Origin of the sequence: Caldisericum exile AZM16c01, assembly GCF_000284335.1 — a bacterium.
In the GTDB taxonomy this organism is placed as follows: Bacteria; Caldisericota; Caldisericia; order Caldisericales; family Caldisericaceae; genus Caldisericum; species Caldisericum exile.
On the sequence record NC_017096.1, the window covers coordinates 1,513,428 to 1,538,632 of the forward strand.

The window sequence follows — 25,205 nt, forward strand, 5'->3', positions numbered from 1 at the left end:
CCCCTTCCTATGGGTATGTCTCCCCAAAGTGGGAGAGCAATATAACTAAATCTTTTCCATCAATTATGCCATCCATATTGAAATCGGCAAGTGGCAAATAATTCAAGTCTTTTGGCTCTGTCCCAAATGCTTGCTTAAAGAGCGCAAGATCAGAATCGTTAACCTTCTTATCCCTATTAAGGTCCCATGGTTTTTCGGCCTTATTAATTTTAATTTGTGTTGGCAAGAATACAGAGAAGATGCTATTTCCGTTTGCATTAGTTATATTAGATTCCTTAAAACCTACCTGCGTTGTACCTGGAATTTTTCCTCTAAGCGCAAATGAGACCAAACTGACATTTCCTTTAAGTTCGTGACCCTGTTTGAACTTGATATTAACAAAAATTTCACCTGTAAGGTTGTCAACTTTGAGCGAATAAGAATCAATATCATCAGTCTTCAAAGAACTTCCAAGTGCAACATTTTCTGCCTTTGTAATGTTGGCATTAAAAGATATTACAGTGCTGAGTGAAGATACAGCATCCCTTAGAGAAGCATTCAAAATAGCGTTGGATGTTTCTTCCTGGGCAATAGTTTGTTTATCAAGCAAAATCAAACAGGAGTTTTGGGGTGAATTTTGAACTTCGAAATCTCCTTCGACAGTTGCGGTGTCTTCAATGATAGGATTCTGCTGGTCATTATTGGATTCTACAACTGCAATCTGCCACTTGTATTTTCCATCCTTTAGGAAGTAATTACCGTATATGTCTCTTCCATCCCATGAAAAACTATAGTGGCCAAGGAAAAGCAAGGACCTATCGTATATTACTCCGAGCGTATTTCCATTAAGATCTTTTACCCTTATCTCAACTTGATCTATGATGTTTGAACTTTCCGGTCTTTCGTTAGGTTCCGCTGGAGGAATTATAGAGCCAGAGCCAAACGCAAAGGTAAAGTCAATTTTATTACTTCCAACCTTAAGAACATTTGAGGACGTGTTAACATCATAGAGTTTTTCAGGTATCTCAACATCTCCATTCCAGATTATAAACGGAACATGTAGTTTTGTTTGTCCGTTATCAAACCAAACAAGTCCTTCGTGAGGTCCTTTTGAAAGTTTTGAATTATCAACCGAAAAAGTGAGCGTTACTGTAGAAGATTGACCTTGTGCAATTGTAACCTTTGATGGATTTATGTTTACCGTTAAACCCGAACTATTTCCAAGAGTAAATTCTGAAGAAACCGAGAACGTTTGATTAGTACCACTTACATTTTTGATTGTTAAAGTAACTGGTGTTAGCTTATCTGTTTTCACTAAAATATCATACGGCTTAATAGTTGCAGGAGTACTTATTGCACTTGCAATATTCAATCGTCCTGAACCTTGCAAAAGCCATGTTATAGTTTCGTTATTTTGATAGTTTTTGAGTACAACTGCCGTATTCATTAATGCAGCCTTTATATCTTCAGAGGTAAAATCAGGATGTACTTGTTTAAAGAGGGCAATCGCACCTGCAACATGTGGTGCCGCCATTGAAGTGCCATTCCAACTTGCATATGCACCGCCAGGAATCGTGGAATATATTGCAACACCAGGTGCTGCAATCTCTGGCTTGAAGTAGAAGTCAGATGAAGGTCCCATCGAACTAAACGAGGCGATTGTACCAAGATTAGAAACATCATTAAACTTTATTTTCAATCCTTTGTTAATTAGGTCCTTAATAAAAAGACCATCACTTTGAGTAACGAATATCGCAGGAATATACTCTTTCTTTTCATCTCCTGCTTGCACATTAAAAGTAGGGGACACAATTCCAGGCATGTTATTATAAATAATGATGCCCACTGCCCCTGCTGCCTTCGCATTTAAATCTTTATCTCTAAAATATATTGCATTTGGGCCTAAAGGACCACGAGAAACAAGAGCAATCTTACCTTTAACATCTACACCTTCAAAGTCAGATGGCCTTCCATAGCCACATACAACAACTTCAAACTGCTGGTCTTTTGGAAATGCTGGTGAAAGGTCTGCATAATTCCCAAGAATAATACTCTGCCCCTCGGGAACGGTTGGAGAAACTATATTTATTGCAGGATGAATGCCATCATCAGATGCAGCAACAGAGAGTACCTTTCTTGCTCCTGATGGTGAACCTAATGGATACGGCTTTGTTTGGCATCTTGCGCCTTGGTTTCCAGCTGAAATTGAAGAAAGAACTCCAGCATCAGCCGCTGTGTCAAAGGCTTTGTTTTCGGGGTCTTCAGGATCGGAAGTTCCAAGGCTAGCTGAGCCAAAAGAAAGGTTTGCAACGTTTGCCCCATCCTTTACTGCCCTTTCGATACCTGCAATGATATTTTCCGTTGAAGCGTTTCTGCTCCCACCTGCAACTATCTTGTATGCAAGGATTTTTGCCTTTGGAGCAACACCTTTTATCTTTCCATCTGCTGCTGCAATGCCCGCAACATGAGTGCCATGACCATTCGAATCCATTGGATCTGGGTCTTTATCCCCAAAATCGTAACCACCAATGACCTTGTAATTTGGTCCAAAACCACCTCCTAAATCAGGGTGGGTATAGTCAACACCTGTATCAATTATTGCAATAACTATCCCGGTCCCGTCAACAGGATTTCCCTTCGCATCTTTTATTTGCTGCCAAACATTAGTTGCGCCAATTACAGAATTGCTTACATCATCAGAAACTGTGTAAGTTTTGCTTGGATAAATTTTCCTTACAAGGTCAAGTTTTGAAATTCTCTCAAGGTCGGCTCCTCTTATAGAAAGCGCAAAACCATTGTAGGTATACTGATATCTATACCCAAGTTTAGCATCCGGAGAGACGTTCTTGATTTGTCTAAAAAGTTCAATCTGCTTCTCCGTGAGCATTTTTTCATAGTCGCTAGTTGACAAACCTCTTCCAAGAGAAAGAAGTGTTGGTTCGTTCTTTTTTCTTAACGAGTAAGTGATTACAGGATCGTCTTTCAACTCTACAATAACATTTACATAATCATTTGTTGTAAGTTGTTCGGCAGTAAACTTGTTCGACAGTTTCGGTGCTTCTGTAGCAAATGTACGAGAAGGAGAAATTTTAAGAATAGATCCTACAAAAAGCACCACAAGTAAACATGCTAACAGTTTTTTACTTACTTTCATGTTTCCTCCTTTCCTTTTTCAAAAATTATACGAAAAACACAAAAAATACCAAGAGATTTCAGAAATAACAATTTCAAAATTTCTTTCTCAATTGATTATCATTTCGCACCATTATAAGAAATTTACTCATTAAGTAGAGAATGTGGTCGAACCTTCATAAGTAACAAAAAACTAAACGAATGATATACCTCACTTACACTTCTGCGCGACCAAAGAACTGTCTTTCTCCAAATGACTTTATTATAAGTCTTTTAGGTTTAGAAAAAAGTTAGAAGCAAGTTAGTCAAGGTCTCAACTATAAATTTGAAAAAAACTCCCTTTTTGTAAATTTTGAGAATTTATTTTCTGAAAATTAAGTTTAAAATAAGCGTTAGAATAAGGCTTATGACAATTGAGGTTGTGATCGGGAAATAAAATTCAAAATTGTCACGCTTAATGTAGATATCTCCTGGAAGTCGAAACTTCCAGTTTTCAAAAAGCATCACAATAAAACCAAACACGATAAGTAAGGCACCTAACAATACAAGCACTTTCCACATCTTCATACTATATTATAGCAGAGAAAAAATAGGTTAATTATACAACCAAAAAATCCTTTTTGTAGTTTTTTGAAGTTAGAAAGATATATTTCTATATATTCACCTTAAAGGAGGAGATGTCTCGCTACGCTCGACATGACTTATAATGGAGGAGGGACACCCTCCTCCAACTCCACCCTAAAAATAAAAAATCTTTTTATCCTTAGGAGTAAGTTAGAAAAGGGATGTGCCCCTTTCTAATTGAAGTCACCCCGAGAAGTCTTTCCGAGGGGTCTCCGACGTTCAGGGGGAGTTAGAGGGGAGACGTATAATCCCCTCTAAATTATCGCGATATTAACATTGTCAAGGCAATTGAGCGCAGTTTAGACTCAGCTCGGTCTGCACGAGAGGGGATCATTATCGGTTTTGCTGCACCAACTACCGTTACTGCAAGAGGTTTACCACCAATATACTCAACAGACTTTCCAAGGATATTCCCTGAAACAATATCTGGAGTAATGAGAATATCTGCATCGCCTGCGACATCTGAAACAATGCCTTTCTTTTCTTTTGCATACATAGAGAGTGCATTGTCAAGTGCAAGAGGTCCGTCAACAATGCAACCTTTTATTTGCCCTCTTTCCCACATCTTTCGAAGCATTGCGGCATTCACCGTTTCAGGCATATCAGGATTTACAACCTCAACTGCACAGAGGAGCGCAACCTTTGGCATAGGGTTCCCAAGTTTATTTGCAACAAATACGGCATTATCAATCTCTTTAACAATAGTATCAATATCGGGACGAATTAAAACGCCCCCATCAGAGATGAGGACTATTTTTTCTCTCCCCTCATAATTCGACTCAAATGCAGCAACGCTCGTTATGATTCTCTCAGTTCTAAGCCCCCACTCTTTATTGAGGACTGCTTTTAAAAGAGTAGCTGTTTTTACAGAGCCTTTTAGGAGTATACCCTCATTCTTCACGGTTTCAACTGCAAGTTTGCACTTCTCCTCATCATCTTTTGAATCAATTACATCCTTTATAAACCCTTTATCTTCATACTCCTTAAAAATTTTCTCAAACTTTTCTTTACTCCCTACAAATACACCAACACCTATTCCAATCTTATGGGCATCATAAACTGCCTCAACTGCATCCTTATCCTCGCCTACAACAACGATTGGCGTTTTTCCAAAACCCTTAAGGTGATCAATAATCTCCTGAAAATTCTTAAACATAGCGCCTCCTTTAACTTAATCTTTAATAGGCACTCTTCTCATAAATATAAGAGAAGTAAAAGATATAATAAATGCAAAAACCGAAACAGGGAAAATTACAAATTTCGTTTTGAATACATCTGCTAAACTACCTGCAAGAACCGGCGCAATGATATTTGCAGTTTGAGAAAATAAATAGTAAAAGCCAGTATATGTGCCTTGTGTTTCTGACGTTCCAAAATCAATAACTGTAGGGATTGCATTAACAATGAAAAGATCCCACAATATTCCGCCAAGCGCAAAAAGATACTTATGAATAGAGTAGTTCTTCACAAAAACCACAATACCGAACACAAAAACAAGCCCTAAAAGGCCAACAAGCATGGGAAGTTTTCTTCGATATTTTTTCCCAAGGAAGCCTGCAGGAACAGAAAATGCAATGAAAGCAATAAAGAAAATTGAAAGATTGAGTTTTGCCATCTGCTCGCCAATTGTTGCTTGCAAGCCAGACTCCATACTCATATACGCTGTGTAGAATGTTTCAACTGTATTAACTCCAATCCAACCAAATGCAACTGCAAAAAGCAAAAATAGAAGAGATGTATTTTCTTTTTTAAATAAAAAGCCAAATGATTTAAGAACACTAAAAGGCTCTTCGCTATCAGTCTCACTTCTATATTTTGCATCGCGCTTTTCATTTATCGAAAAGAATACGGCAAAGGCACCAATCACTATAAAGATACTTGCAACAAAAAATCCTAAAAGCCTGTTAATCGATGAAATCATTCCCACAACAAGAATTCCAAAAATACCACCAATACCTGTCATAAGATTCATTATTGAGTTTGCAGGGGCTCGATCTTCTTTCGGTGTTATGTCGGCCATAAGCGCAATTGTTGGGGACCTTTGCACCGACATAGCCGACACTGCGAAGAATATCGCAAGAAACACATATATAAATGGCAATTCAAAATGGGCAAAAAGTGAAATGAGGAAAAAGAAGAATGCTCCACCTAAGAGGCCGCCAAGGATGTATGGCATTCTCTTTCCAATTTTGGTGTTTGTCCTATCAGATAGCATTCCAACAAGTGGAAGCAAAAACAAGCCAAGGATGTTATCAATGTTCATAACCCAACCTGTCAGGGTGTTAGATAAGTGATAAACGGTTTGCACAATTATGGGGATATCAGTATTATAAATTCCCCAGAAAAGTTGATCTGAAAACGAACTCATTCCCAAGAGGAATACTTTCTTGTAGTTTGCTTTAGGCTTTACTGCGTTAGATCTATCCTCCATCTTTCCTCCTTTAAAAGCGTTTTTATGAATTCTATACTTCTATTAAAAATAACTTCTTTATCGAAGTCTTCAGTTGCAACATGATACGAATTTTTAAGATGAATAAGAATAATTTCATCTGAATTTACACCCTTAAGAGTTATTATAACGCTTTCGTATGGAATAACATGGTCTTCAAGTGATTTGAAGATAAGAAGAGGCGATGTAACGTTTGCAAGTTCGCTTCTTATAACCTTCATGAGTTTCATAAATTCGTAGAGTGCATTCAAAGAAATATAATCATAAGCAAGACCTGTTTTTGATTTGTCCTTTATATCAGAGCCGGGATCGTAAATAAATTTAACAAAGTGCCTCAAGATCGGGACAAAAAACAGTTTCAAACTCTTTTTTAAAGTTAGTGCATGATTTACAAGGATGACTCCTTTTATATCCTTAAAATTTGCTTGCAGGTGAAGAGCAAGTGCTCCTCCCATCGAAAGCCCAAGAACAAAAATTGTTCCCGTTTTTTCTTTTAGTCTCTTAAAGGCCGTTTCAACATCATCAAGCCAATCTTCAAACTTCACCTTATCAAGATCTCGATAATCGGTGTTGTGACCAGACAATGATGGCATCTCAATGATGAACCCTGAGTTTTCAAATTGAGTTTTAAGATAAGAGAGGGTCTTCAAATTTCCAGTAAAGCCGTGAATAAGCAAAATCCCAACTTTTTCTTTATCGCCCATTTTTCGTCGTCCTTAAAGGATTATAAAGAAAAAGGAACAAAAAAACAAAAACTTTAAAAATTAAAATAAAAACTATTTCCTATAAAACGATTTTATAAATTCCCAATTCGAAAGCACAATATCTACAAGGTCGGGATCGAATTGGGTACTTTTATTTCTTAAGAGTTCTTCCTTTACGAAACTTTCTTCCTTTGCCTCCTTGTAAGGCCGTTTGCTAAACATCGCATCAATTGAATCTGCAAGGCAAACAATTCGTGCCTCAATTGGAATTTCTGTCCCTTTTAACCGCTCTGGATAACCAGTTCCGTCCCATCTTTCATGATGGTAGTAAGCAACAACTTCTGCCGTTTTAAGAACTTTCGTATTTGAACCTGAAAGGATGTTTTTGCCTATTTCAACATGCTTTTTCATTTCGTTGTATTCTTCTTCTGTTAATTTCCCAGGTTTAAGAAGAATTGAGTCTCTAATACCAATTTTACCAATATCGTGAAGGGGAGCAGATCTCTTAACAAGAAAAACAAACTCCATATCTTTACCGTATTCTTTAGCAATGAATCCAGAAATTTCACTTACCCTTTGAGTGTGCTCATAAGTTTCCTGATCACGGAATTCTGAGACTATTGCAAGTTTTTGAAGAAGTTCAAATGTCAAATTGAAGTTTTCTTCGGTTAATTCCTCAATCTTCTTTTCGTTAAGTTCTTTTAGTTCTTCAAAATTTTTAAGCATCGACTTTTTCTGTTCGAAAAATTTTTCTGCAATTATTGCGGTCTCTATTCGGGATTTCATGATATTAAAATCTACGGGTTTAAGTATAAAATCATCTGCACCAGCATTTGCAGCCTCACTCATTGCCTTTTCATCTCCAAATGCAGTAAGCATTATAATTATCGAGCCCCTGCCCATTGCTTTGATTTCTCTTGTTGCTTCAATTCCATTCATTACAGGCATTGAAATATCCATAAGGATTAGAACTGGCTCTTCCTTTTTTACAAATTCAACTGCCTCTTTTCCATTGGGAACGGATGCATAGTTAAAGCCCATAAGTTTGAGCATATCTTCCATCATTTTTCTTGTAAAAGGATCGTCTTCTACAAGTAAGATGTCTATCATAAATTAACCTCCTAATATTTTAAATTCTTTGTCGAATTGACTTCTTATTTTTAAAATTTCGTCAATAAGGTTACTTTCTTTTACATCGGTTGATTTTGTAAGATACACAAGGTCAAAAAGTATCGAAAGATTCACGAACTGAAATTCTTTTATATTTCTTGCAAAAACTCCCTTTGAAGGATGCTCATTCTTTATCGCTTTGATAAGTTTTTCTTTTGTAGCCTCAAATTCGCCTCCATAAAGGAAAAGGATATCTGAATCCTTCAGTGCATTAAGAACTTCTTTAAATTCTTCGACATTTATACCAATCTTCTCAACCACAGGTATGTCGCTCAAAAAAATTCTATTTAATGTCTTTCCTGTGTATAGTAAAAACTTCGTATTCGTGAGTTCCGGGAATTCCCTTAGTTTTTCTATATAAAGATCACCAGTGATTGTTGAGAGCCCATAGTCAACAGTTACCACTTTAGGAACCATTTCGAGTGCCTTGATAATTCCTTCTCTTGCATTTGACGCAACTTCAACTTTGTAATCTCTTAAAAGATGCTTTAAAAAATTTCTATTACCTTCGTCTGGTTCTATCACAAGAAAATCTATTTGATTTCTCTTCTTTATATTTGTAGTATCAATATGGGGAAAAATAGGAATAGTTACTTCAAACACAGTCCCCTTTCCAACTTCACTTTTAACACTAATTGTCCCATCAAGTGCCTTTACATACTTTTCAACAAGACTAAGTCCAAGACCATGTCCTTCTTGTGATTCTCCTTTTACAAAGGGTTTAAAGATTTCGGTAATTTTTTCCTCAGGAATCCCTATGCCTGAATCAGAAACGATCAACTTAAGAAAGTCCAAATCATTAACTTTTAAACTTACTTTAACGAAACCTTTTTCAGTATTTTTTACTGCATTACTTGCAAGATTGGTCACAATCATTTTCAAAAATTTAGGATCTGAAGGTATGATAAGGTCAGTATCAACTTCAATTATAAATTCAAGGCCTTTCTGCTTTGATAATTCTTCAACTGATGCAAGCGTTTCGTTTAAAAATTGTAATGCATTCAATTTCTCTGCTTTCGGTAAAACATTGTGAGACTCTAATCTCGAAAGATCAAGTAAGTTATTTACAGTTTCAACTGCACGGAGATTTGCTTTATAAATCTCTTTAATAATTTCTTCAACCTGCGTAGACAATTTTCCGTATGCGCCTCGCATTAGAATTTGTAAGTAGCCGCTCATTACATTGAGGGGCGTTTTCAATTCGTGAGAGAAACCCCTAATAAATTCGATACGATATTGGTCAGCCTCTTCAAGTTTTGCATTCAACTCTGTGAGTTTCTTCTTTTCAGAGATATTTTCAAGAACAAGCGAAATAAATAGAGAAAGCTGCTTATATATATTTAAATAAGGCGAAGATTTGTCAAAGAAAAACGTCGTGTTGTTATTAACTATTACACTGTCAAATTTGTCCGTGTCATACTTTTCTAATGAATCTGGATATTTTGGATCATTTTTATAGCAAAGATTCCCTGACCTAAATATTGCAATTCCTATTGTATCATCTTTTTTTCTATAAAATTCCTTAATCTTTTCGTAAATATTCTCTTCATCTTCAAGAGCAATAATAGCATTTCTTAACTCTGCCACCTTATCCCACCTATGCATTACCTCATTAAATAAGTTTTTGATACTTCTACTTTCCGATTTATATTTGGTTTCGAGTTCTATTACTTCTTTTAAAGGTAACACTATGTAATATTTAGATGCAAAGAAAAGCATAGAAATTGCCCCTGTAATTTTAAATATATGACCGGTTAAAACTAACTTACTTAAGATGGATTTATAATAAACAAAATTTGCTTCCGAAAGAGCCATAAAAATACCCGCAAAGAATAATTCAGGCACTTTTCTCTCCTTTAATGCAAAGATTAAGAAAAACACTGCAAAAAGCACTTCCAACAAATATTTTAAAAAAGTTGTTCCAGATCCTTCCACATAGAAAACCCCTTGCGGAATGAATCTTCCTGCAAAAATCAAAACCGGGATTGCAATCAAAAATATTATAATCGTATTTAAATACATCTTTTTATTAACCTGCACTTCTTTTTGCATCGTTGCAATAAGGTATCCAAAAGATTGCACTGCCCGGGCGAGCATCCAGTAATTTAGTGAAAGTATTATATCGTTTCGTATTCCTCCACCGGGAAAATACACCGCATGGAAAAAATCAAGCACTGCAACTACAAGCGATGAAACACCAATAATAAGCAAAAATAAGGTTTTCTTGAATGTTGGTGTTAAAACGAAAATTAAAAAAATTGAGGCATTGATAAAAATGCTCAACAGCTCAATTAGAAAGTGTGTTTCAGTAATCGGATAAAATGCAAATAGCACGAATGCTATGATTGAAAAAGATATAAAAATAGTTGCCTGTTTTAAATACTCATACTCCCAAAATTTTTTTATAATATTCATCTCTCCCTCCTATTAATTATAAGACGATTCATTTTCTATATGAAATTAGATACGCATATACTTCAAACAGAACATATAAGTCAAAAATTACCTATACACCCTCTTGACAAAAATTTTTAATTGTATATAATACAAATTAGAAAAATTTTAAATTAGGAGGTGGGTAAGATGGAAGAAGTTAAAAGATTACCTTTACTGGGAGAAAAATTACCAGAATTTACTGTGAAAACGACACACGGTGTAAAGAAATTACCTGATGATTACAAAGGAAAGTGGTTTATTCTTTTTAGCCATCCGGCAGATTTTACTCCTGTTTGCACAACCGAATTTGTAGCATTTGCAAAGAGGTATGAACAATTTAAGAAACTTAACACAGAACTTATTGGTCTTTCAATTGACCAGGTATTCTCTCACATTAAGTGGGTTGAGTGGATTGAAAACACATTAAAGGTGCAAATTCCATTCCCAATCATTGCAGACGACAGAGGAACTGTTGCAGAAGCACTTGGAATGCTTCATCCTAACAAAGGTACAAACACCGTTAGAGCAGTTTTTGTAGTAGATGACAAGGGCATATTAAGGACAATGCTCTACTATCCACAGGAACTTGGAAGAAACATGGACGAAATTCTAAGAATCGTTGAGGCTCTCCAGGTTGTAGACAAAGAAGGCGTAGCAATACCTGCTAACTGGCCAAACAATGAACTTATTAAAGACGAAGTAATTATTCCACCTGCATCTGATGTAGAAACTGCCTCAAAGAGAATGAAGGAATACACTTGTTACGATTGGTGGTTCTGCCATAAGAAAATTAAATAGAAGGTTCTGAACACCCAAATACACATAGGCGGGGCAATTACAACCCCGCCTATATTAATCTCCTCCTTTTTCTTTTATTTAAAATATTCTTTTCCTAATTCGTATCCTCTTTCAAATGCCTTTATATTGAGGTTCACATACTGAGGTTTAAAACTCTCTTTTATAGCATCTATAACGTATTCCTTTTCGATGGGAAAATTTGGAACAGATGCGCCAACCCCCAAGATAACCATATTTGAAACAATACTATCGTGAATCTCTTTTGCAATAGCCTCTGCGTTTACAGGGATAACTACCTTAAGGTATTTTTTTAATTCGTCTATATACTCTTTGCTTGAAAGGTATTTTGAAATGCCGAGTGATGCTGTAAATGGCACAATTTCTTCGGTATTAACAACTGCAACTGTGTTTTCATTTAACTTTGGAAGGGCTCTAACGGCTTCCAATGGTTCAAAAGATAACAACAAATCCACACTTCCGTTTTTTATAATTGGGCCATTCACATCGCCAATGCGCACCTCAACAGGCACAACTCCACCTCTTTGAGACATCCCATGAATTTCGGAAGTTACAACATTTAAGCCCTGCTTTATGCATGCCTGACCTATTACAATGGATGTTTTTACAACTCCTTGACCGCCAACGCCTGTAATGTAAATATTATATTGCATATCTCACCTCGAGAATATGATAATAACATTTAGAAAATTTTCAAAAAATTTTAATACCTTATAAAAATTTTCTAAATGTGAAAAACTATTTGTTTTTTAATTCTTTCAGTATCTCTTTTATTTCTTTTAGCTCCTGATAACTTCTAAAGGCATTAAGACTAATGTTATGAAGCCACACAAATGGCAATACGGCAAGGGCGACTACAAGAATTACATAAACAATCACTAAACCACCTGCAAAAACTCCAAATCCCTCCATACAAATCTCCTTTTAAAATATTTACATTAACATACATTAACATTATAATGAGTTGGAGGAAAATATGGAAACAATTTCAACAATTTACAAAAATCTTTGTCCAAACTGCGGAAATGACATTACAGACGATAGATTAAAATTAGGGCTTACATGTGAGGCATGCTTGGATAGGATTGTCCCAAAAGAACAAATCTGTAACTATCTTAAAATAGAGCAGTTTAAATCCTTTTGCAACCTGAGAGAGCATCTATCTAAATTCAAAAATACATTTAAAAACACAACCGGCTTTAACTTATCTTCCCTTCAAGAAATGTGGGCAATAAGATTTTTTCTCGACAACTCCTTTGCTCTTATTGCGGAAACTGGTATTGGAAAAACTACATTCGGGCTTACACTTTCAAAGTACATCTCGGAAAACAACATCGGCTTTGTGTATCTTATCTTCCCAACAAACATTCTTGTAAAACAAGCAAAAGAAAAATTGTTAAAATTTGGGATTGCCGAAAATGAGATTATCGCATATGATTCAAATCTTCCAAAAAATACGCTTGAACTTCTAAAATATCGGATTCAAGAAGGCGATTTCAAGATACTTATAACAACTACAAATTTCCTTTACAAAAACTTTGATATGGTGCCAAAGGGTCTTTACTCGCTTGTATTTATTGACGATGTTGATTCAATTTTAAAAAATTCAAAAAATATAGATAAGGTGCTTAAACTTCTGAACTTTAACGATGAAGACATTGAGAAGGCGCTTAAACTTATTGACCTAAAAAGGCTCTCTCTTAAAAATAAGGTTGACCAGGAGACACTTCAAAGTGTCATTGAAGATGTTAATAAAATTAAAGCAAAGCGAAAAGGTGTCTTGATTGTTTCATCTGCGACAACAAACCCAAAGTCAAAAAAGGTACTCCTTTTTAGGGAACTTCTCAACTTCGAAGTAGGACGGGTTGTCTCAACGTTGCGAAAAGTTGTTGATACTTATAAAATTGTTGAAGGCGACCTTTTTTCCGAGGCGCTTTCAGAAATTAAAAAACTTGGCAAAGGTGGACTTATATTCCTTAATACAGATTACACAAAGGAAGACCTTGAAAATTTCGTGCACTTCCTCAATAAAAACGGCGTAAAGGCTCTCTCATATGAACATCTCACAAAGGTTTTAGAAGATTTTAAGCAGGGTAGTCTTGATGTACTTGTTGGATTTTCTACATACAGAAATCCACTTGCAAGAGGGATTGACCTTCCTTCCGTTATAAGGTATGCACTCTTTGTGGGTGTGCCTAAGATAAAATTTTCGCTTAGTGCAACCGAAGGGAATAGAGGATTATACTATGCAATTTTGATGCTTGCACCACATATTACAAGGAAGAAAATACTTAAAGACTCAGAAGTTGCAAAAATCTATAGATACTTAAATATCCTCAAAAGATACTCAAATGTTATTGAAGAAAGTGGTGATAATCCATATCAAAAAGCATATGCTGAAGCAGTAAATTATTTTAAGGAACTTTTTAAAAGAGAGGATATTGTAAAAATCATCGAAGAGACACCTGATATTGCACTGCAAAGAAAGGGAAATGAACTTTCATTTGTGGTTGTAGATACCACAGGCTACATTCAGGCATCTGGTCGAACTTCCCGCCTCATTGCAACGGGTCTTACAAAAGGACTTTCTCTTATTTTAACTAATGATCTAAAGGCACTATTGGTTTTAGGGAAAAAACTCAAGTGGTTCATTGAAGACGCTCTCTTGTTACCATATGAAACAGTTAACATTGAAAGTATCCTCAAAGAAATTGACGATGACCGAGCACTTGTACGTAAAATTGAAAGTGGATTTCTTACTGATGTAGAACCAAAATTTGACACAAAACTTGTGATTGTTGAATCCCCAAATAAGGCACGAACAATTGCATCCTTCTATGGTAAACCCATAAGAAGACGTATTGGAAATCTTGACGCATTTGAGATCATCATGAAAGATACAATCCTCACAATTGCTGCATCAAAGGGACATATTTTAGATCTAAACAAAACGGAGGGGTATTTTGGCGTTTTGAAGAGAGATGGAATATTTATTCCGCTTTTTGAGCCAATTGACGAAGACAAAGAAAATATTCTTAAATCCTTAAGAAGATTATCTTTAGAAGTTAATGAGGTTTTACTTGCTTCCGATCCAGACACAGAAGGAGAAAAGATAAGTTATGATTTATGGCTTAACCTTTCTCCTTATGCAAACCACATAAAGCGCATTGAGTTTCACGAGGTTACAAAGCATGCTTTTGAAGATGCGATAAAGAATCCGAGAAACTTAAATATTAACCTTGTTAAGGCACAGTTTTTAAGAAGAATTGCAGACAGATTTGTAGGCTTTACAGTTTCGCAATACATCCAAAAGGAAAAGGGACTTAAAACTCTTTCAGCAGGAAGAGTGCAAACACCTGTTCTTGAGTGGATTGTAAATCGTGGCATTGAGGCATCAAAAAAGAACCCATATTTAAGAGTATTTTTTAGTTCAAAAACGGTTGAGTTTAAACTCGAAAGCACTCTAAACAAAGAAGAAATCGATAAAGTTAAGACAATCTATGTGAAAATCCTCGATCGACACAAAGAAAATTTATTTGTTAAGCCGTTTGAAACATACACACTTTTAAAGGAGGCATCAAACAAATTAAAACTCCCATCCTTTACAATAATGCAACTTGCACAAGACCTCTTTGAGATGGGATTAATCACCTATCACAGGACTGATAGTATTAAGGTGAGTGAGACAGGTGTGCGTATTGCAAAAGAGTATATCGAAGAAAATTTCGGGAGTGAATTTGTAAAAATCAGAATGCATTCACAAACCCAAGGCGCACATGAGTGCATTCGACCAACAAAAGCAATGGATGTTGAAGAATTAAAATCATATCTTACAATAAACCCAATTTTAGGTATTACGCCAATGCATCTTAAACTCTATGACCTTATATTTAGGCAATTTATTGCATCTCAAATGAAGGACACTGTTGTTGAAGGCGGTAAAGTTTTGTACTCTTTAAATATAGGAAGTCTCACCCTTCAAAAAGAGGAAGAGGTAAATATTGGAATTGTAGAAGAGGGTTTCAATAAAATTCACCCTGTTGAAATTTATCCAGTCTCAGAAGGGATTATTCCAATTGAAAACAAACTTCTTATAAGAAAAAGTGATGTGCCTTTTTATACGCATGCAACAATAATTGAAGAAATGGAGAAGAAAGGCATCGGAAGGCCATCAACTTATGCAATCACAATTGAAAAACTCATTGCAAGAAAATATGTTATTGATAAAAAGGGTTTTTTAATCCCTACAAAACTTGGTGCTGAGATTGTAAATCTCATAAAGAAAAATATGAAAATTTCACCATTTGTAAGTGAAGGATACACAAAAGAACTTGAACAAAAGATGGATAAAATAGAACAAGGTAGCGGGGATTACAACAAAGAGATAGAAAAGATTTTCAACGATCTTCAACTTGAAAAATTGAAAGAATTTTTGAGTCTATCGATTGAAGATTAAAAATTACCTTTTAAGGCTCCTTGTGATATAATTAAGTGATGGAAGAGAAATTTGATAAAATTGCAAACGAGTATGACCTTTGGTTTGAAACCCCCGTTGGGCGTGTAGTAAAAGAATTAGAAATTGATGCCTTAATAAGTGCACTTCCCGATTTAAACGGGAAGAAAATGCTTGAAGTAGGTATTGGCACGGGCCTTTTTGCAATGGAATTTAGAAAACGCGGCGCAGAAGTCTACGGAATTGACCCTGCAAGTAATATGCTTAAAATTGCGCAATTGAGAGGTTTTGAAGTAAAGTTTGGATATGGGGAAGCAATTCCATTTGAAGATAACTTGTTTGATATCGTTTTATCAATGACTTCAATGGAAAATTCAAAGGACCCTGAAAAATTTGTAAGCGAAATGGTGCGCGTTGCAAAACCTTCCGGTCGAATTGTTGTTGCGGTGTTGAATGCAATTTCTTTTTATGGCATCTCAAGAAGAATAAGAGGACTGTTTGACCCAAACGACTTATTTAGAGGAATGCATTTTTACAATTACTGGGAATTAAGGAACCTCCTTAGAAGACATATTTGTAATGTTGAAGTTAACTCTTCTGTTTTCTTTAACCCAACACCTCCAAAGTTTATTTTAGATAGGGCCTATGCCCTTGAGAAATTTGGAAGAAAGTATTTAAAACCATTCGGGGCTCTACTTATAGGAGGAGGAACAAAATGCTTATAACAGCACAATTTTCAATATACCCATTAAAGGTTGAAAATTACGGAGACTATGTTTATGATACAGTGCGTATTGTGAAAAGTTTTGGGCTTGATGTAACAGTTGGGCCTACAAGTTCGGTTACATATGGAGATTCGGAATTAATTTTTAAAGCATTTAACGAAGTGATGAGGCAGTTTGAAGGAAAAGTTCATTTTGTTTTTGTTATTACGCTATCGAATGCGTGCCCCAAACCATAGAAAGGGATTATAAATATGCTATATTTCTTTTATCCATCAAGAGAAACTCTTGAAGTAAGTTTAACAGGAACCTCGTGCGCCCTTAACTGTAATCACTGTAATGCTCAATATCTTTCAAGAATGAAAACAAAAGAAGAGATCCTTCAAATCCTTGAAAAAAATCCCGGAAGATTTAAAAGTATCCTTATTTCAGGTGGCTCAACGCCTGAAGGCAAAGTGCCCATTCTTCAACACATGGACTTCATTCAAAAGGTTTATTCAATGGGAATTAAACTAAACTTTCACACAGGACTTTTAACCGAAGAAGAGATACGAGCAATAAAACCATATGTAGAAAGAATTTCTTTTGATTTTGTTTATGATGATAGGGTGATTCAAGATGTGTATCACTTAAAAGACAAGACCAAAGAAGACTTTGAAAAAACTTATCTTCTTATGAGAAGAATTATTGGAGGACGTATTGAAAATGAGGAAGGTCTACCCCAATCCCGTGTTGTCCCACATATAACATTGGGGCTTAAATGCGGTGAAGTTGATCAAGGCGAAGAGGACACAATTGATGAACTTGCATTTATAAAACCAACACTTATTGTAATTGATGTCTTTATCCCAACAAAGGGCACACCTTACGAAAATTGCCCACTTCCTAATTTAGATAAAGTATTAAAGATGATTGACAAGGCATACAGAAGAACATCTCGCACAACAACCCTCTTTTTGGGATGTATGAGGCCGTTTGGTGAGTATAGAGAGCGCCTTGATGTTGAAGCATACAAATTGGGCGTTAAAGGATTTGTGCTTCCATCAAAAGCTCTTCGCGATCTTGTAAAAGAAAAAGGTGAGGAAGTGAGGATATTCAATGAGTGTTGTGCCCTTATATAAAGAGGATATTCTTCAAAAGGATATTAGAGTTTCCATTGGAAGCCTTGCACTCCTTGGGTTAAAAGATGTAAAAGTTTTTGCAAAGCCAACAACAATTTACCTTATGGTTGAAGAGCGTTGCATGTTTAATTGCCTTTACTGTGCGCAGGCAAGGGAATCAAATGCAAATCTCGAAAACCTATCAAGGGTAACTTGGCCAAAAGAAACATTTAAAAATGTGCTTGATGCATTAATAAAACACAAAGATGATTACAGGCGTATTTGCTTTCAAGTTGTAAATGGAAGAAACTATTACGAAGACCTTGTTCAATTTTTAAAAGTTCTCAAAGTTTCGCAAATAAATGTGCCAATATCAATTTCGATAAGAGAAACAAACATAAACCGCATAAGAGAAATGTTTTCCCTTGGGGTTGAGCGTATTGGTCTTCCTATTGATGTTGTATCAAAGGAACACTTCTCAAAAATTCGTGGAGGAAATTTTGAAAGCACATTCTCTTTTATTATAGATACGGCAAGGGAATTCAAAGGGAAAATTACAACACACATCATCGTCGGACTTAACGAGACCGATTTTGAATTGTATGATGCGATGGAAAAGTTTTTTCACAATAATGTGCTTGTGTCATTATTTGCTTTCACGCCAATTAAAGGGACACCTTTCGAAAGTCATCCGAAAGTCCCAATAGGGCGATATCGGAAATTTCAATTCGTAAGAGCACTATTCTTTAAACACATTCCCTTCGAGCCAATTTTTGAAAGTGGCGAACTTTCAGGAGTTAAAATCGATGCACCAAAAGAGAAAATTCTTGAACTTATAAGCGATCCTTCAAACTATATTACTCAGGGATGTCCAAACTGTAATAGACCTTTTTACAATGAAACTCCAGCGGGGCCATTATATAATTTCCCCACAAAACCCAGCGATACAAGTTTTGTTTTTAAGGACTTTGTAAAAGTTGTTTTTGATGGAAAAGTCGAATTCAACTGATAGTAATCCCTTTAGGGATTTAATACTTCTTCTTGAAGTTTCCGTCTACCTTCATGACATTGGAAAACTTTCAAGATACTTTATCTCATCTAAGGCAAAAGGCATAAAAGGGCTTGATTATCACGGACAAATTCTCTATATCGATTTTGCACTCAATAGGGTGCCCGATAACCTTTTACGGTTTTTAAATAGCGAAGTGTATAAAATTCTTCAAATTGATCCACAAAGTGCGCCATTTGAAATAGATTTTTCTTTAATTCATATGATCTGTGCCCATCATGGGTGTAATAGATGTTTAAGGAACCCTCCGTGCAAGCTCAAAGATAAAATTGAAGACTACAAAATTATGGAACTTCTTAAAACCCTTGACCATATGGATGCTTCAAACCCACTTGATTCAGGAAAACAGGGTTATAAAGAGGTATTCATTGATAGATTTTTTGAAAATCCAAAGAAGGTTGAAATCGAAAAACTCGATTCATTAAGGATTGAGTTTTATGAGAAACTTGACTCTGCACTTTTAGAAGAAGGATTTGGAAGTAAGAATTTCAATATTAAAAATTTCCGAAGAAAAGTTTTAGAGTATTCCAAAGAGCCATTTTTAAAAGCACTTTCTGAAACAAGGCTTTTTGCAAATGACATAACGCTATTTGATCATTCACTTGCAACTGCAACCCTTTTTAAGATGTACCTCAGCGCATACTTTAATTTTCATATATCTCTTCCAAAGACTTTTTCGGAAGTAAATTATGTATTTATCAAATCTTATTCGGCCAACCCATCCTTAATTGAAGAGGATCTCGCATTTTCAAACGTGATTATTAAAAATAGCAATTACATCATATTTCCATTTCCAAATCTTTTAAGCAAAAAAATTAAGAATATCCTTAAAGAACTCATCGGAGATTTTGATGTGATAAAAGACCCATACGACCTTTTTCCACAATACAAAGAGTATCTGTTGTCCTTGAAGGTAAAAAATATTGAAGAAATAAAAGAAGGCTACACCTACAAAAAGGCAATTGAGGATGTTAAAAGGGTAATTTACTTTGCACTTCTAAAAGAAAAAGAGAATCTTGCTCAGAAACACAAGAGTTTTACAAGGCATATAAGAAATGTATCAAATGGTATAACAAAAGACAGGATAAACTTTGTAAAATTCCTAAAAAAACTTGTAGAATTAAAACGCCTTAAAAAACACCTTGATGCAGAGCCTTCAATTGAAAATATACGAAGTTTTCTTAAAGTATGCTCCTCAAATGAAATAGAGCCTCAAATTGAAGAATACTTCGACCTCATAACTTCCCCTATTCGTCCACCATCACCAATAGAGATGTCAAAGATGTTTTTGAAATACTATAGAAAAACACACTCATACAAAAAGGTGCTTAATCGCTTTGTTATCATAAGACCATTGACCCTTGGAAGATTAATCGCATTTAACCGCCTTATCCAGGACAAGCAAACAGCAACACATTAAAAATGATCACCTTAAAATTGTCCTTCCAAGAAGGATAAAAATAGTCATATTTGTCCTTTTAAAAAGGATAAATCTGTGATAAAATATCCTTGTAGGAGGGATAAATGAATACAGAAACCCTAAAAGAAGTGATTTATACAAACGAGCAATACATAAAAAAGTGGAAAGGAAAAATTATTGAAAGAGAAAATATCGTATTCCCAAAATCCATTGAAAAGGCAATAATTTTGTATGGCGTAAGAAGAAGCGGAAAGACTTTTATTCTTTTCAACCAATTCTTGAAACATGTTGATAAAGCAATCTATATAGATTTTGAAGACGATAGGCTCAATAACTTTAGAATGGAGGATTTCGAAAAGTTAAAGAGTGCAGCAATCGAATTAAAACCACACTTAGGAAGTGAAAAAATCCACTATTATCTTGATGAAATTCAAAATGTTAAGGGTTTTGAAAAATTTGTAAGAAGAGTTGTAGAAAGAGAAAATGCATCGGTAATTGTAAGCGGGTCATTGTCAAAGATAAGACCTGAACAGATATCTACAACTCTTAGAGGTAGATCTTGGAGTATTGAAATATTACCGTTTTCTTTTAGAGAGTATTTAAAAACACAATCCATCGATTTCGAAAATATTATCCTTATACCGGAGCAAAGAGCGATTCTAAAAAGAAGTTTTCGTGAATTCATTGCATGGGGAGGATTTCCAGAGGTTATACTTGCAAAAAACGAGTTTGAAAAGAAAAAAATCCTAAAAGAGTATTTTAATGCAATGTTCTTTAAAGACCTTGTTGAAAAATATGAAATGACAAACATAACACTTTTGGAATTACTTCTTGATAAATTGTTTTCCTCATATTCAACAAGGCTATCTTTAACTTCTATATACAAGCAATACAAAGATAAGATGCCTTTGTCGAAAGATTCTTTATATGACTATTATAAGAAGATCCTCGAAAGCATGCTAATTTTCGAGGTAAGAAAATTTTCTGAATCATCGTATAAGCGGGCAAGAAACCCTGCAAAAATATACCTTGTTGATGTTGGACTTGCAAAGGATACTACTTCGCAAAATATTGGAAAAAGAATGGAAAATGTTGTATTTATTGAATTAAAAAGAAGGGGATATGACCTTTATTACTTTGATGAAAAAAGGGAATGCGACTTTATAGCTGTAAAAGATAAAGAATTAACACCAATTCAGGTGACATATGAAATAAACGATACAAATAGGGAAAGAGAAATCGAGGGGATAGTTGAAGCATGCAAATTTTTAGGAGTTAAAAAGGGTTTAATCATAACCTACGATGAGGAAGAAACATTTGAGATTCATGACATTGAAGTAGAAATTATTCCAATTTATAAGTGGTTAATTAGCCTGCGATAAAACCTTTTTGAGGTATTGCCCTGTGTAGGATCTGGGGTTATTTGCAATTTCTTCAGGAGTGCCAGTTGCAACAACATATCCTCCACGCTCGCCACCCTCAGGACCAAGGTCGATAATATAATCTGCAGATTTTATAACATCAAGATTGTGCTCAATTATAATAACCGTATTCCCTTGATTAACAAGCCTTTGAAGGACATCAATGAGTTTATGAACATCTGCAAAATGCAAGCCAGTTGTAGGTTCATCAAGAAAGTAAACGGTTCTTCCGGTGCCTCTTTTTTGAAGTTCTGCTGCAAGTTTTACACGTTGCGCTTCACCCCCTGATAGTGTTGTTGCTGACTGTCCTAATTTTATATACCCTAACCCTACATCGTCAAGGAACTGTAATTTTCGTTTTATTTCAGGGATATTTTCAAAGAAGGATAGTGCTTCTTTTACGCTCATTTCAAGCACATCTGCTATACTTTTCCCCTTGTATTTTATTTCAAGGGTTTCTCTGTTATATCGCTTTCCGTGACACACTTCGCATGGCACATATACATCAGGTAAGAATTGCATTTCAACTTTTATGTAGCCGTTCCCTTCACATGCTTCACATCTTCCACCTGGCACGTTAAAACTAAACCTCCCAGCCTTATAACCCCTTGCCTTTGACTCAGGCAAACTTGCAAAAAGTTCTCTTATTGGAGTAAATACACCTGTGTAAGTTGCAGGATTCGAGCGAGGCGTTCTTCCAATAGGAGATTGATCAACCATTACAACTTTATCGATATATTCAATACCTTCAATTTTATCGTATTTTCCCGGCTCTTCCTTTGACTTGTAGAGTTTTTTCATAAGAGCCTTGTAAAGGATATCGTAAATGAGTGTTGATTTTCCAGAGCCAGATACACCTGTAACGCAAATAAATGTATGAAGTGGAAATTGGACATCGATATTTTTGAGGTTATGTTCCCGTGCACCTTTTACAACAAGAAATTCACCGTTTCCTTTTCTTCGCTCACTTGGGACAGGAATCTTTAATTCACCTTTAAGGTACTGCCCCGTTAGGGAGCGCTTTTCATTTATTATATCTTGAAGAGAACCTGTTTTTACAACATAGCCACCCTCTTCACCTGCGTAAGGGCCAATATCAATAATATAATCTGCCTCCCTTATCGTCTCTTCGTCGTGTTCAACGACAATCACTGTATTGCCAAGATCCCTTAATTCTTTTAAGGTATTGAGGAGTTTATCAGTATCCCTTGGGTGAAGCCCAATCGATGGCTCATCAAGGACATATAATACGCCAACAAGTTTTGAACCAACCTGTGTTGCAAGGCGAATCCTTTGTGCCTCACCTCCTGCAAGTGTTTCAGATGGTCTATCCAACGTTAAATACGAAAGCCCCACATCAAGTAAAAATTTGAGTCTGTTCTTAATTTCCTTTATAATTTGGTGTGATATCATCCGCTCTTTTTCGGTTAGTTTCTTCTCTAAATTTATAAAAAACCTATACGCGTGCCCAACGGACATACTCGTTAAATCGGCAATATTTATTCCATCTACCGTAATTGCAAGGGCTTCACTCCTAAGCCTTTTTCCATGGCAAACAGGACACTCAACTCGCCTCATAAACTTTTCGTACTCCTCTTTCATATTTTCAGATTCGGTCTCGTTATAGCGCCTCTTAAGAAGATTTACTATCCCTTCAAAATATGTTGAGAAACTGTAAACTTCACCATTTTTAGATGTGACCTTTACGGGAGTTTTACCTTCAGTTCCATAGAAAATGATGTCAAGTTCTTCTTTTGAAAGTTCTTTTAAGGGTTTGTAGGTATCAATTCCGTATCTTCTTGCAACTTGCAAAAGGATCTGAAAGGTGTATGTATCAAAACCCCTAAAACCTGGAATTTGAATTGCGCCTTCTTCAAGACTTAAATTCCAATCACGCACAATGAGGTCTGGATCTGGTTCAATTTTAAAGCCGAGCCCAGAGCATTCAGGACATGCTCCATATGGTGAATTAAACGAAAATAAACGTGGTTCAATTTCCTCGATTGAAAACCCGCACACAGGACATGCAAATTTCGAAGAGTAGATATACTCCATTCCATCTTCGTCCCTAACCTTTACAACGTATACGCCTTCTTCAAGTGCAAGTTCAATTGAATCTTCTATGCGACTCTTCTCGTCAGTAACCACAACAACCCTATCCACAACAAGGTCAATATCGTGTTTTTTATTCTTATCAAGGGGGATTTCTTCTTGAAGGGAATACATATTCCCGTCGACACGCACCCTCACATATCCCTTTTTGAGGTATTTTTCAAAGAGAGCCTTGTATTCGCCTTTCCTTCCCCTTACAAGAGGTGCAAGGATTTCGATTTTTTTGTGCGCAAGGTTTTTAAATATCTGTTCAACAATTTCATCAGGTGTTTGTTTTTTTATCTCTGTGCCGTCATTTGGACAATGAGGAACACCAATGCGCGCATAGAGAAGCCTTAAATAATCGTAAATTTCAGTCATTGTGCCAACAGTTGATCGGGGATTTTTGCTTGCACTCTTTTGATCAATTGCAATCGCAGGAGAAAGCCCATCAATCACATCAACATCGGGTTTTTCCATAAGGCCTATAAATTGCCTTGCGTATGCAGAAAGCGACTCAACATAGCGCCTCTGTCCTTCTGCATAGATTGTGTCAAAAGCAAGAGATGATTTACCTGAGCCTGAAACACCTGTTATTACAACAAGTTTATTTCGGGGGATTGTGAGGGTGATATTTTTAAGATTATGGACCCTTGCCCCTTTTATAAAGATATCATCTCTCATATTCTGAAATCCACACAAAGAAATACACAAAAATTATTACGGATATGTAATTCAAAATTATAGGTACGAGAACCTCAGAGGAGGCAATTGCCCCAAAAACAGAGACAACTGCAACAATAATTGAGTAAATACTCCCAATTGTAAGAGAGGCTCTAAAATATTTTTTGAAGTCCAAAAGGCTTCTTTTTACGGCTTCTAAAAACGGATATTCAGTCAGCTCAAATGGTAGCCTTGCAAAAAGCACCATAGGGATTACTTGGCTTATGAAGATTAAAACAATTACCATATGAATGTCCTGAAGAATATTCAGCACAGGAATCATAACGAAATAGTTTATAATAAACTTCAAAATAACAATTGAAAGAATGCCGTAAAATGGGTTTATGGTAGAAAAGTTTTGCATAAACGGAATGCTTGCAAGGAATACTGTTTCAACGCCAATATATGTAACTGGGAGGAATATATTAAAAACCTGTGAAAGAAAACTGGGCATAGTGGACGCAAAAAGTCTTAGGATAAAAACAACTGAATTTAATAGCAGCGAAACAAGGAATAGTTCTTTTACTTTATCTTTTTCAATAAGAGTAATTAAAAGAAGGATTAACGAACTCAATATGTACTGGCCCAAAATTGTAAGCGTTGAACCTACATACCACACTTCGGTTCTAAAACTCAAATATCGGTTAAGAATTACAGTAAGTGTAGGAATAATCGCTATAAGCAGTGCCTCAAAAAAAATTCTTTTGGATACCTTAATAATTTTGTCCATTTTTTAACTCCCGCAAATAATAATTATAAGGTAAATTATAGTTTTTACAAGTACTTTTTAAAAATTTTCGACACCTTTTACATATTATTAGGCGAGGAAAGATTTTAAGCGCTAAAAATTTTCCTAAGAAAATTAATGTGGATAAAAATTTTAATTTTAAAATTTT

At 35.5% G+C, this 25,205-nt stretch carries 19 protein-coding genes; 8 read left to right on the top strand and 11 right to left on the bottom strand.

Annotated elements, in window-relative coordinates:
• Positions 1–7 precede the first annotated feature (7 nt).
• The 7 genes from CSE_RS07570 to CSE_RS07600 form a co-directional block, all read right to left on the bottom strand.
• Positions 8–3,133: a S8 family serine peptidase gene (locus CSE_RS07570; RefSeq protein WP_014454067.1), complete on the bottom strand. Its 3,126-nt coding sequence runs from the start codon at positions 3,131–3,133 to the stop codon at positions 8–10.
• 338 nt (positions 3,134–3,471) lie between these two features.
• Positions 3,472–3,678: a DUF2905 domain-containing protein gene (locus CSE_RS07575; RefSeq protein WP_014454069.1), complete on the bottom strand. Its 207-nt coding sequence runs from the start codon at positions 3,676–3,678 to the stop codon at positions 3,472–3,474.
• Between the two features lie 316 nt (positions 3,679–3,994).
• Positions 3,995–4,891, bottom strand: a complete 897-nt coding sequence (locus CSE_RS07580; protein ID WP_014454070.1) for a phosphate acyltransferase — start codon at positions 4,889–4,891, stop codon at positions 3,995–3,997.
• Positions 4,892–4,906: 15 nt separating this feature from the next.
• Positions 4,907–6,166 carry an MFS transporter gene (locus CSE_RS07585; protein WP_014454071.1) on the bottom strand — a complete coding sequence of 420 codons (1,260 nt, stop codon included), beginning with the start codon at positions 6,164–6,166 and terminating at the stop codon, positions 4,907–4,909.
• On the bottom strand, positions 6,142–6,888 hold the full coding sequence (locus tag CSE_RS07590) for an alpha/beta hydrolase (protein WP_014454072.1): 747 nt from the start codon (positions 6,886–6,888) through the stop codon (positions 6,142–6,144). The genes CSE_RS07585 and CSE_RS07590 overlap by 25 nt, the downstream gene beginning before the upstream one ends.
• A gap of 72 nt (positions 6,889–6,960) precedes the next feature.
• A complete protein-coding gene (locus CSE_RS07595) occupies positions 6,961–7,998 on the bottom strand; it encodes an HD domain-containing phosphohydrolase (protein ID WP_014454073.1) in 1,038 nt (345 codons plus the stop codon).
• A gap of 3 nt (positions 7,999–8,001) precedes the next feature.
• A complete protein-coding gene (locus CSE_RS07600; protein ID WP_014454074.1) occupies positions 8,002–10,473 on the bottom strand; it encodes an ATP-binding protein in 2,472 nt (823 codons plus the stop codon).
• Between the two features lie 168 nt (positions 10,474–10,641).
• Between CSE_RS07600 and CSE_RS07605 the strand changes: the two genes are divergently transcribed.
• The gene (locus tag CSE_RS07605; protein WP_014454075.1) at positions 10,642–11,292 is read left to right on the top strand and encodes a peroxiredoxin; all 651 of its coding nucleotides are present in this window, start codon (positions 10,642–10,644) and stop codon (positions 11,290–11,292) included.
• A gap of 74 nt (positions 11,293–11,366) precedes the next feature.
• Here the strand turns inward: CSE_RS07605 and CSE_RS07610 are convergent, their stop codons facing one another.
• Positions 11,367–11,963, bottom strand: a complete 597-nt coding sequence (locus tag CSE_RS07610; protein ID WP_014454076.1) for an indolepyruvate oxidoreductase subunit beta — start codon at positions 11,961–11,963, stop codon at positions 11,367–11,369.
• 85 nt (positions 11,964–12,048) lie between these two features.
• Entirely contained in the window at positions 12,049–12,222 is a 174-nt protein-coding gene (locus CSE_RS08450; protein WP_014454077.1) for a hypothetical protein, read from the bottom strand.
• 64 nt (positions 12,223–12,286) lie between these two features.
• Between CSE_RS08450 and rgy the strand changes: the two genes are divergently transcribed.
• The 7 genes from rgy (at position 12,287) to CSE_RS07645 (ending at position 21,456) form a co-directional block, all read left to right on the top strand.
• Complete coding sequence (gene rgy, locus CSE_RS07615) at positions 12,287–15,766, top strand: reverse gyrase (RefSeq protein ID WP_014454078.1); 3,480 nt, start codon at positions 12,287–12,289, stop codon at positions 15,764–15,766.
• A 38-nt stretch (positions 15,767–15,804) separates the two neighbouring features.
• Positions 15,805–16,488 carry a class I SAM-dependent methyltransferase gene (locus CSE_RS07620; protein WP_014454079.1) on the top strand — a complete coding sequence of 228 codons (684 nt, stop codon included), beginning with the start codon at positions 15,805–15,807 and terminating at the stop codon, positions 16,486–16,488.
• On the top strand, positions 16,479–16,724 hold the full coding sequence (locus CSE_RS07625) for a YkoF family thiamine/hydroxymethylpyrimidine-binding protein (RefSeq protein ID WP_014454080.1): 246 nt from the start codon (positions 16,479–16,481) through the stop codon (positions 16,722–16,724). The genes CSE_RS07620 and CSE_RS07625 overlap by 10 nt, the downstream gene beginning before the upstream one ends.
• Before the next feature lie 15 nt (positions 16,725–16,739).
• A complete protein-coding gene (locus CSE_RS07630) occupies positions 16,740–17,606 on the top strand; it encodes a radical SAM protein (protein ID WP_014454081.1) in 867 nt (288 codons plus the stop codon).
• Positions 17,584–18,594: a radical SAM protein gene (locus CSE_RS07635; RefSeq protein WP_014454082.1), complete on the top strand. Its 1,011-nt coding sequence runs from the start codon at positions 17,584–17,586 to the stop codon at positions 18,592–18,594. Before CSE_RS07630 ends, CSE_RS07635 begins: the two co-directional genes overlap by 23 nt.
• Entirely contained in the window at positions 18,572–20,074 is a 1,503-nt protein-coding gene (locus CSE_RS07640; RefSeq protein ID WP_014454083.1) for a hypothetical protein, read from the top strand. Before CSE_RS07635 ends, CSE_RS07640 begins: the two co-directional genes overlap by 23 nt.
• A 104-nt stretch (positions 20,075–20,178) precedes the next feature.
• Complete coding sequence (locus tag CSE_RS07645; RefSeq protein ID WP_014454084.1) at positions 20,179–21,456, top strand: ATP-binding protein; 1,278 nt, start codon at positions 20,179–20,181, stop codon at positions 21,454–21,456.
• On the opposite strand, the gene uvrA is transcribed toward CSE_RS07645, so the two are convergent.
• Together uvrA and CSE_RS07655 are read right to left on the bottom strand one after the other, a co-directional pair.
• Positions 21,439–24,270, bottom strand: a complete 2,832-nt coding sequence (uvrA, locus tag CSE_RS07650) for an excinuclease ABC subunit UvrA (RefSeq protein WP_014454085.1) — start codon at positions 24,268–24,270, stop codon at positions 21,439–21,441. The genes CSE_RS07645 and uvrA overlap by 18 nt on opposite strands.
• The gene (locus CSE_RS07655) at positions 24,260–25,039 is read right to left on the bottom strand and encodes a hypothetical protein (protein WP_014454086.1); all 780 of its coding nucleotides are present in this window, start codon (positions 25,037–25,039) and stop codon (positions 24,260–24,262) included. The genes uvrA and CSE_RS07655 overlap by 11 nt, the downstream gene beginning before the upstream one ends.
• Positions 25,040–25,205 lie beyond the last annotated feature (166 nt).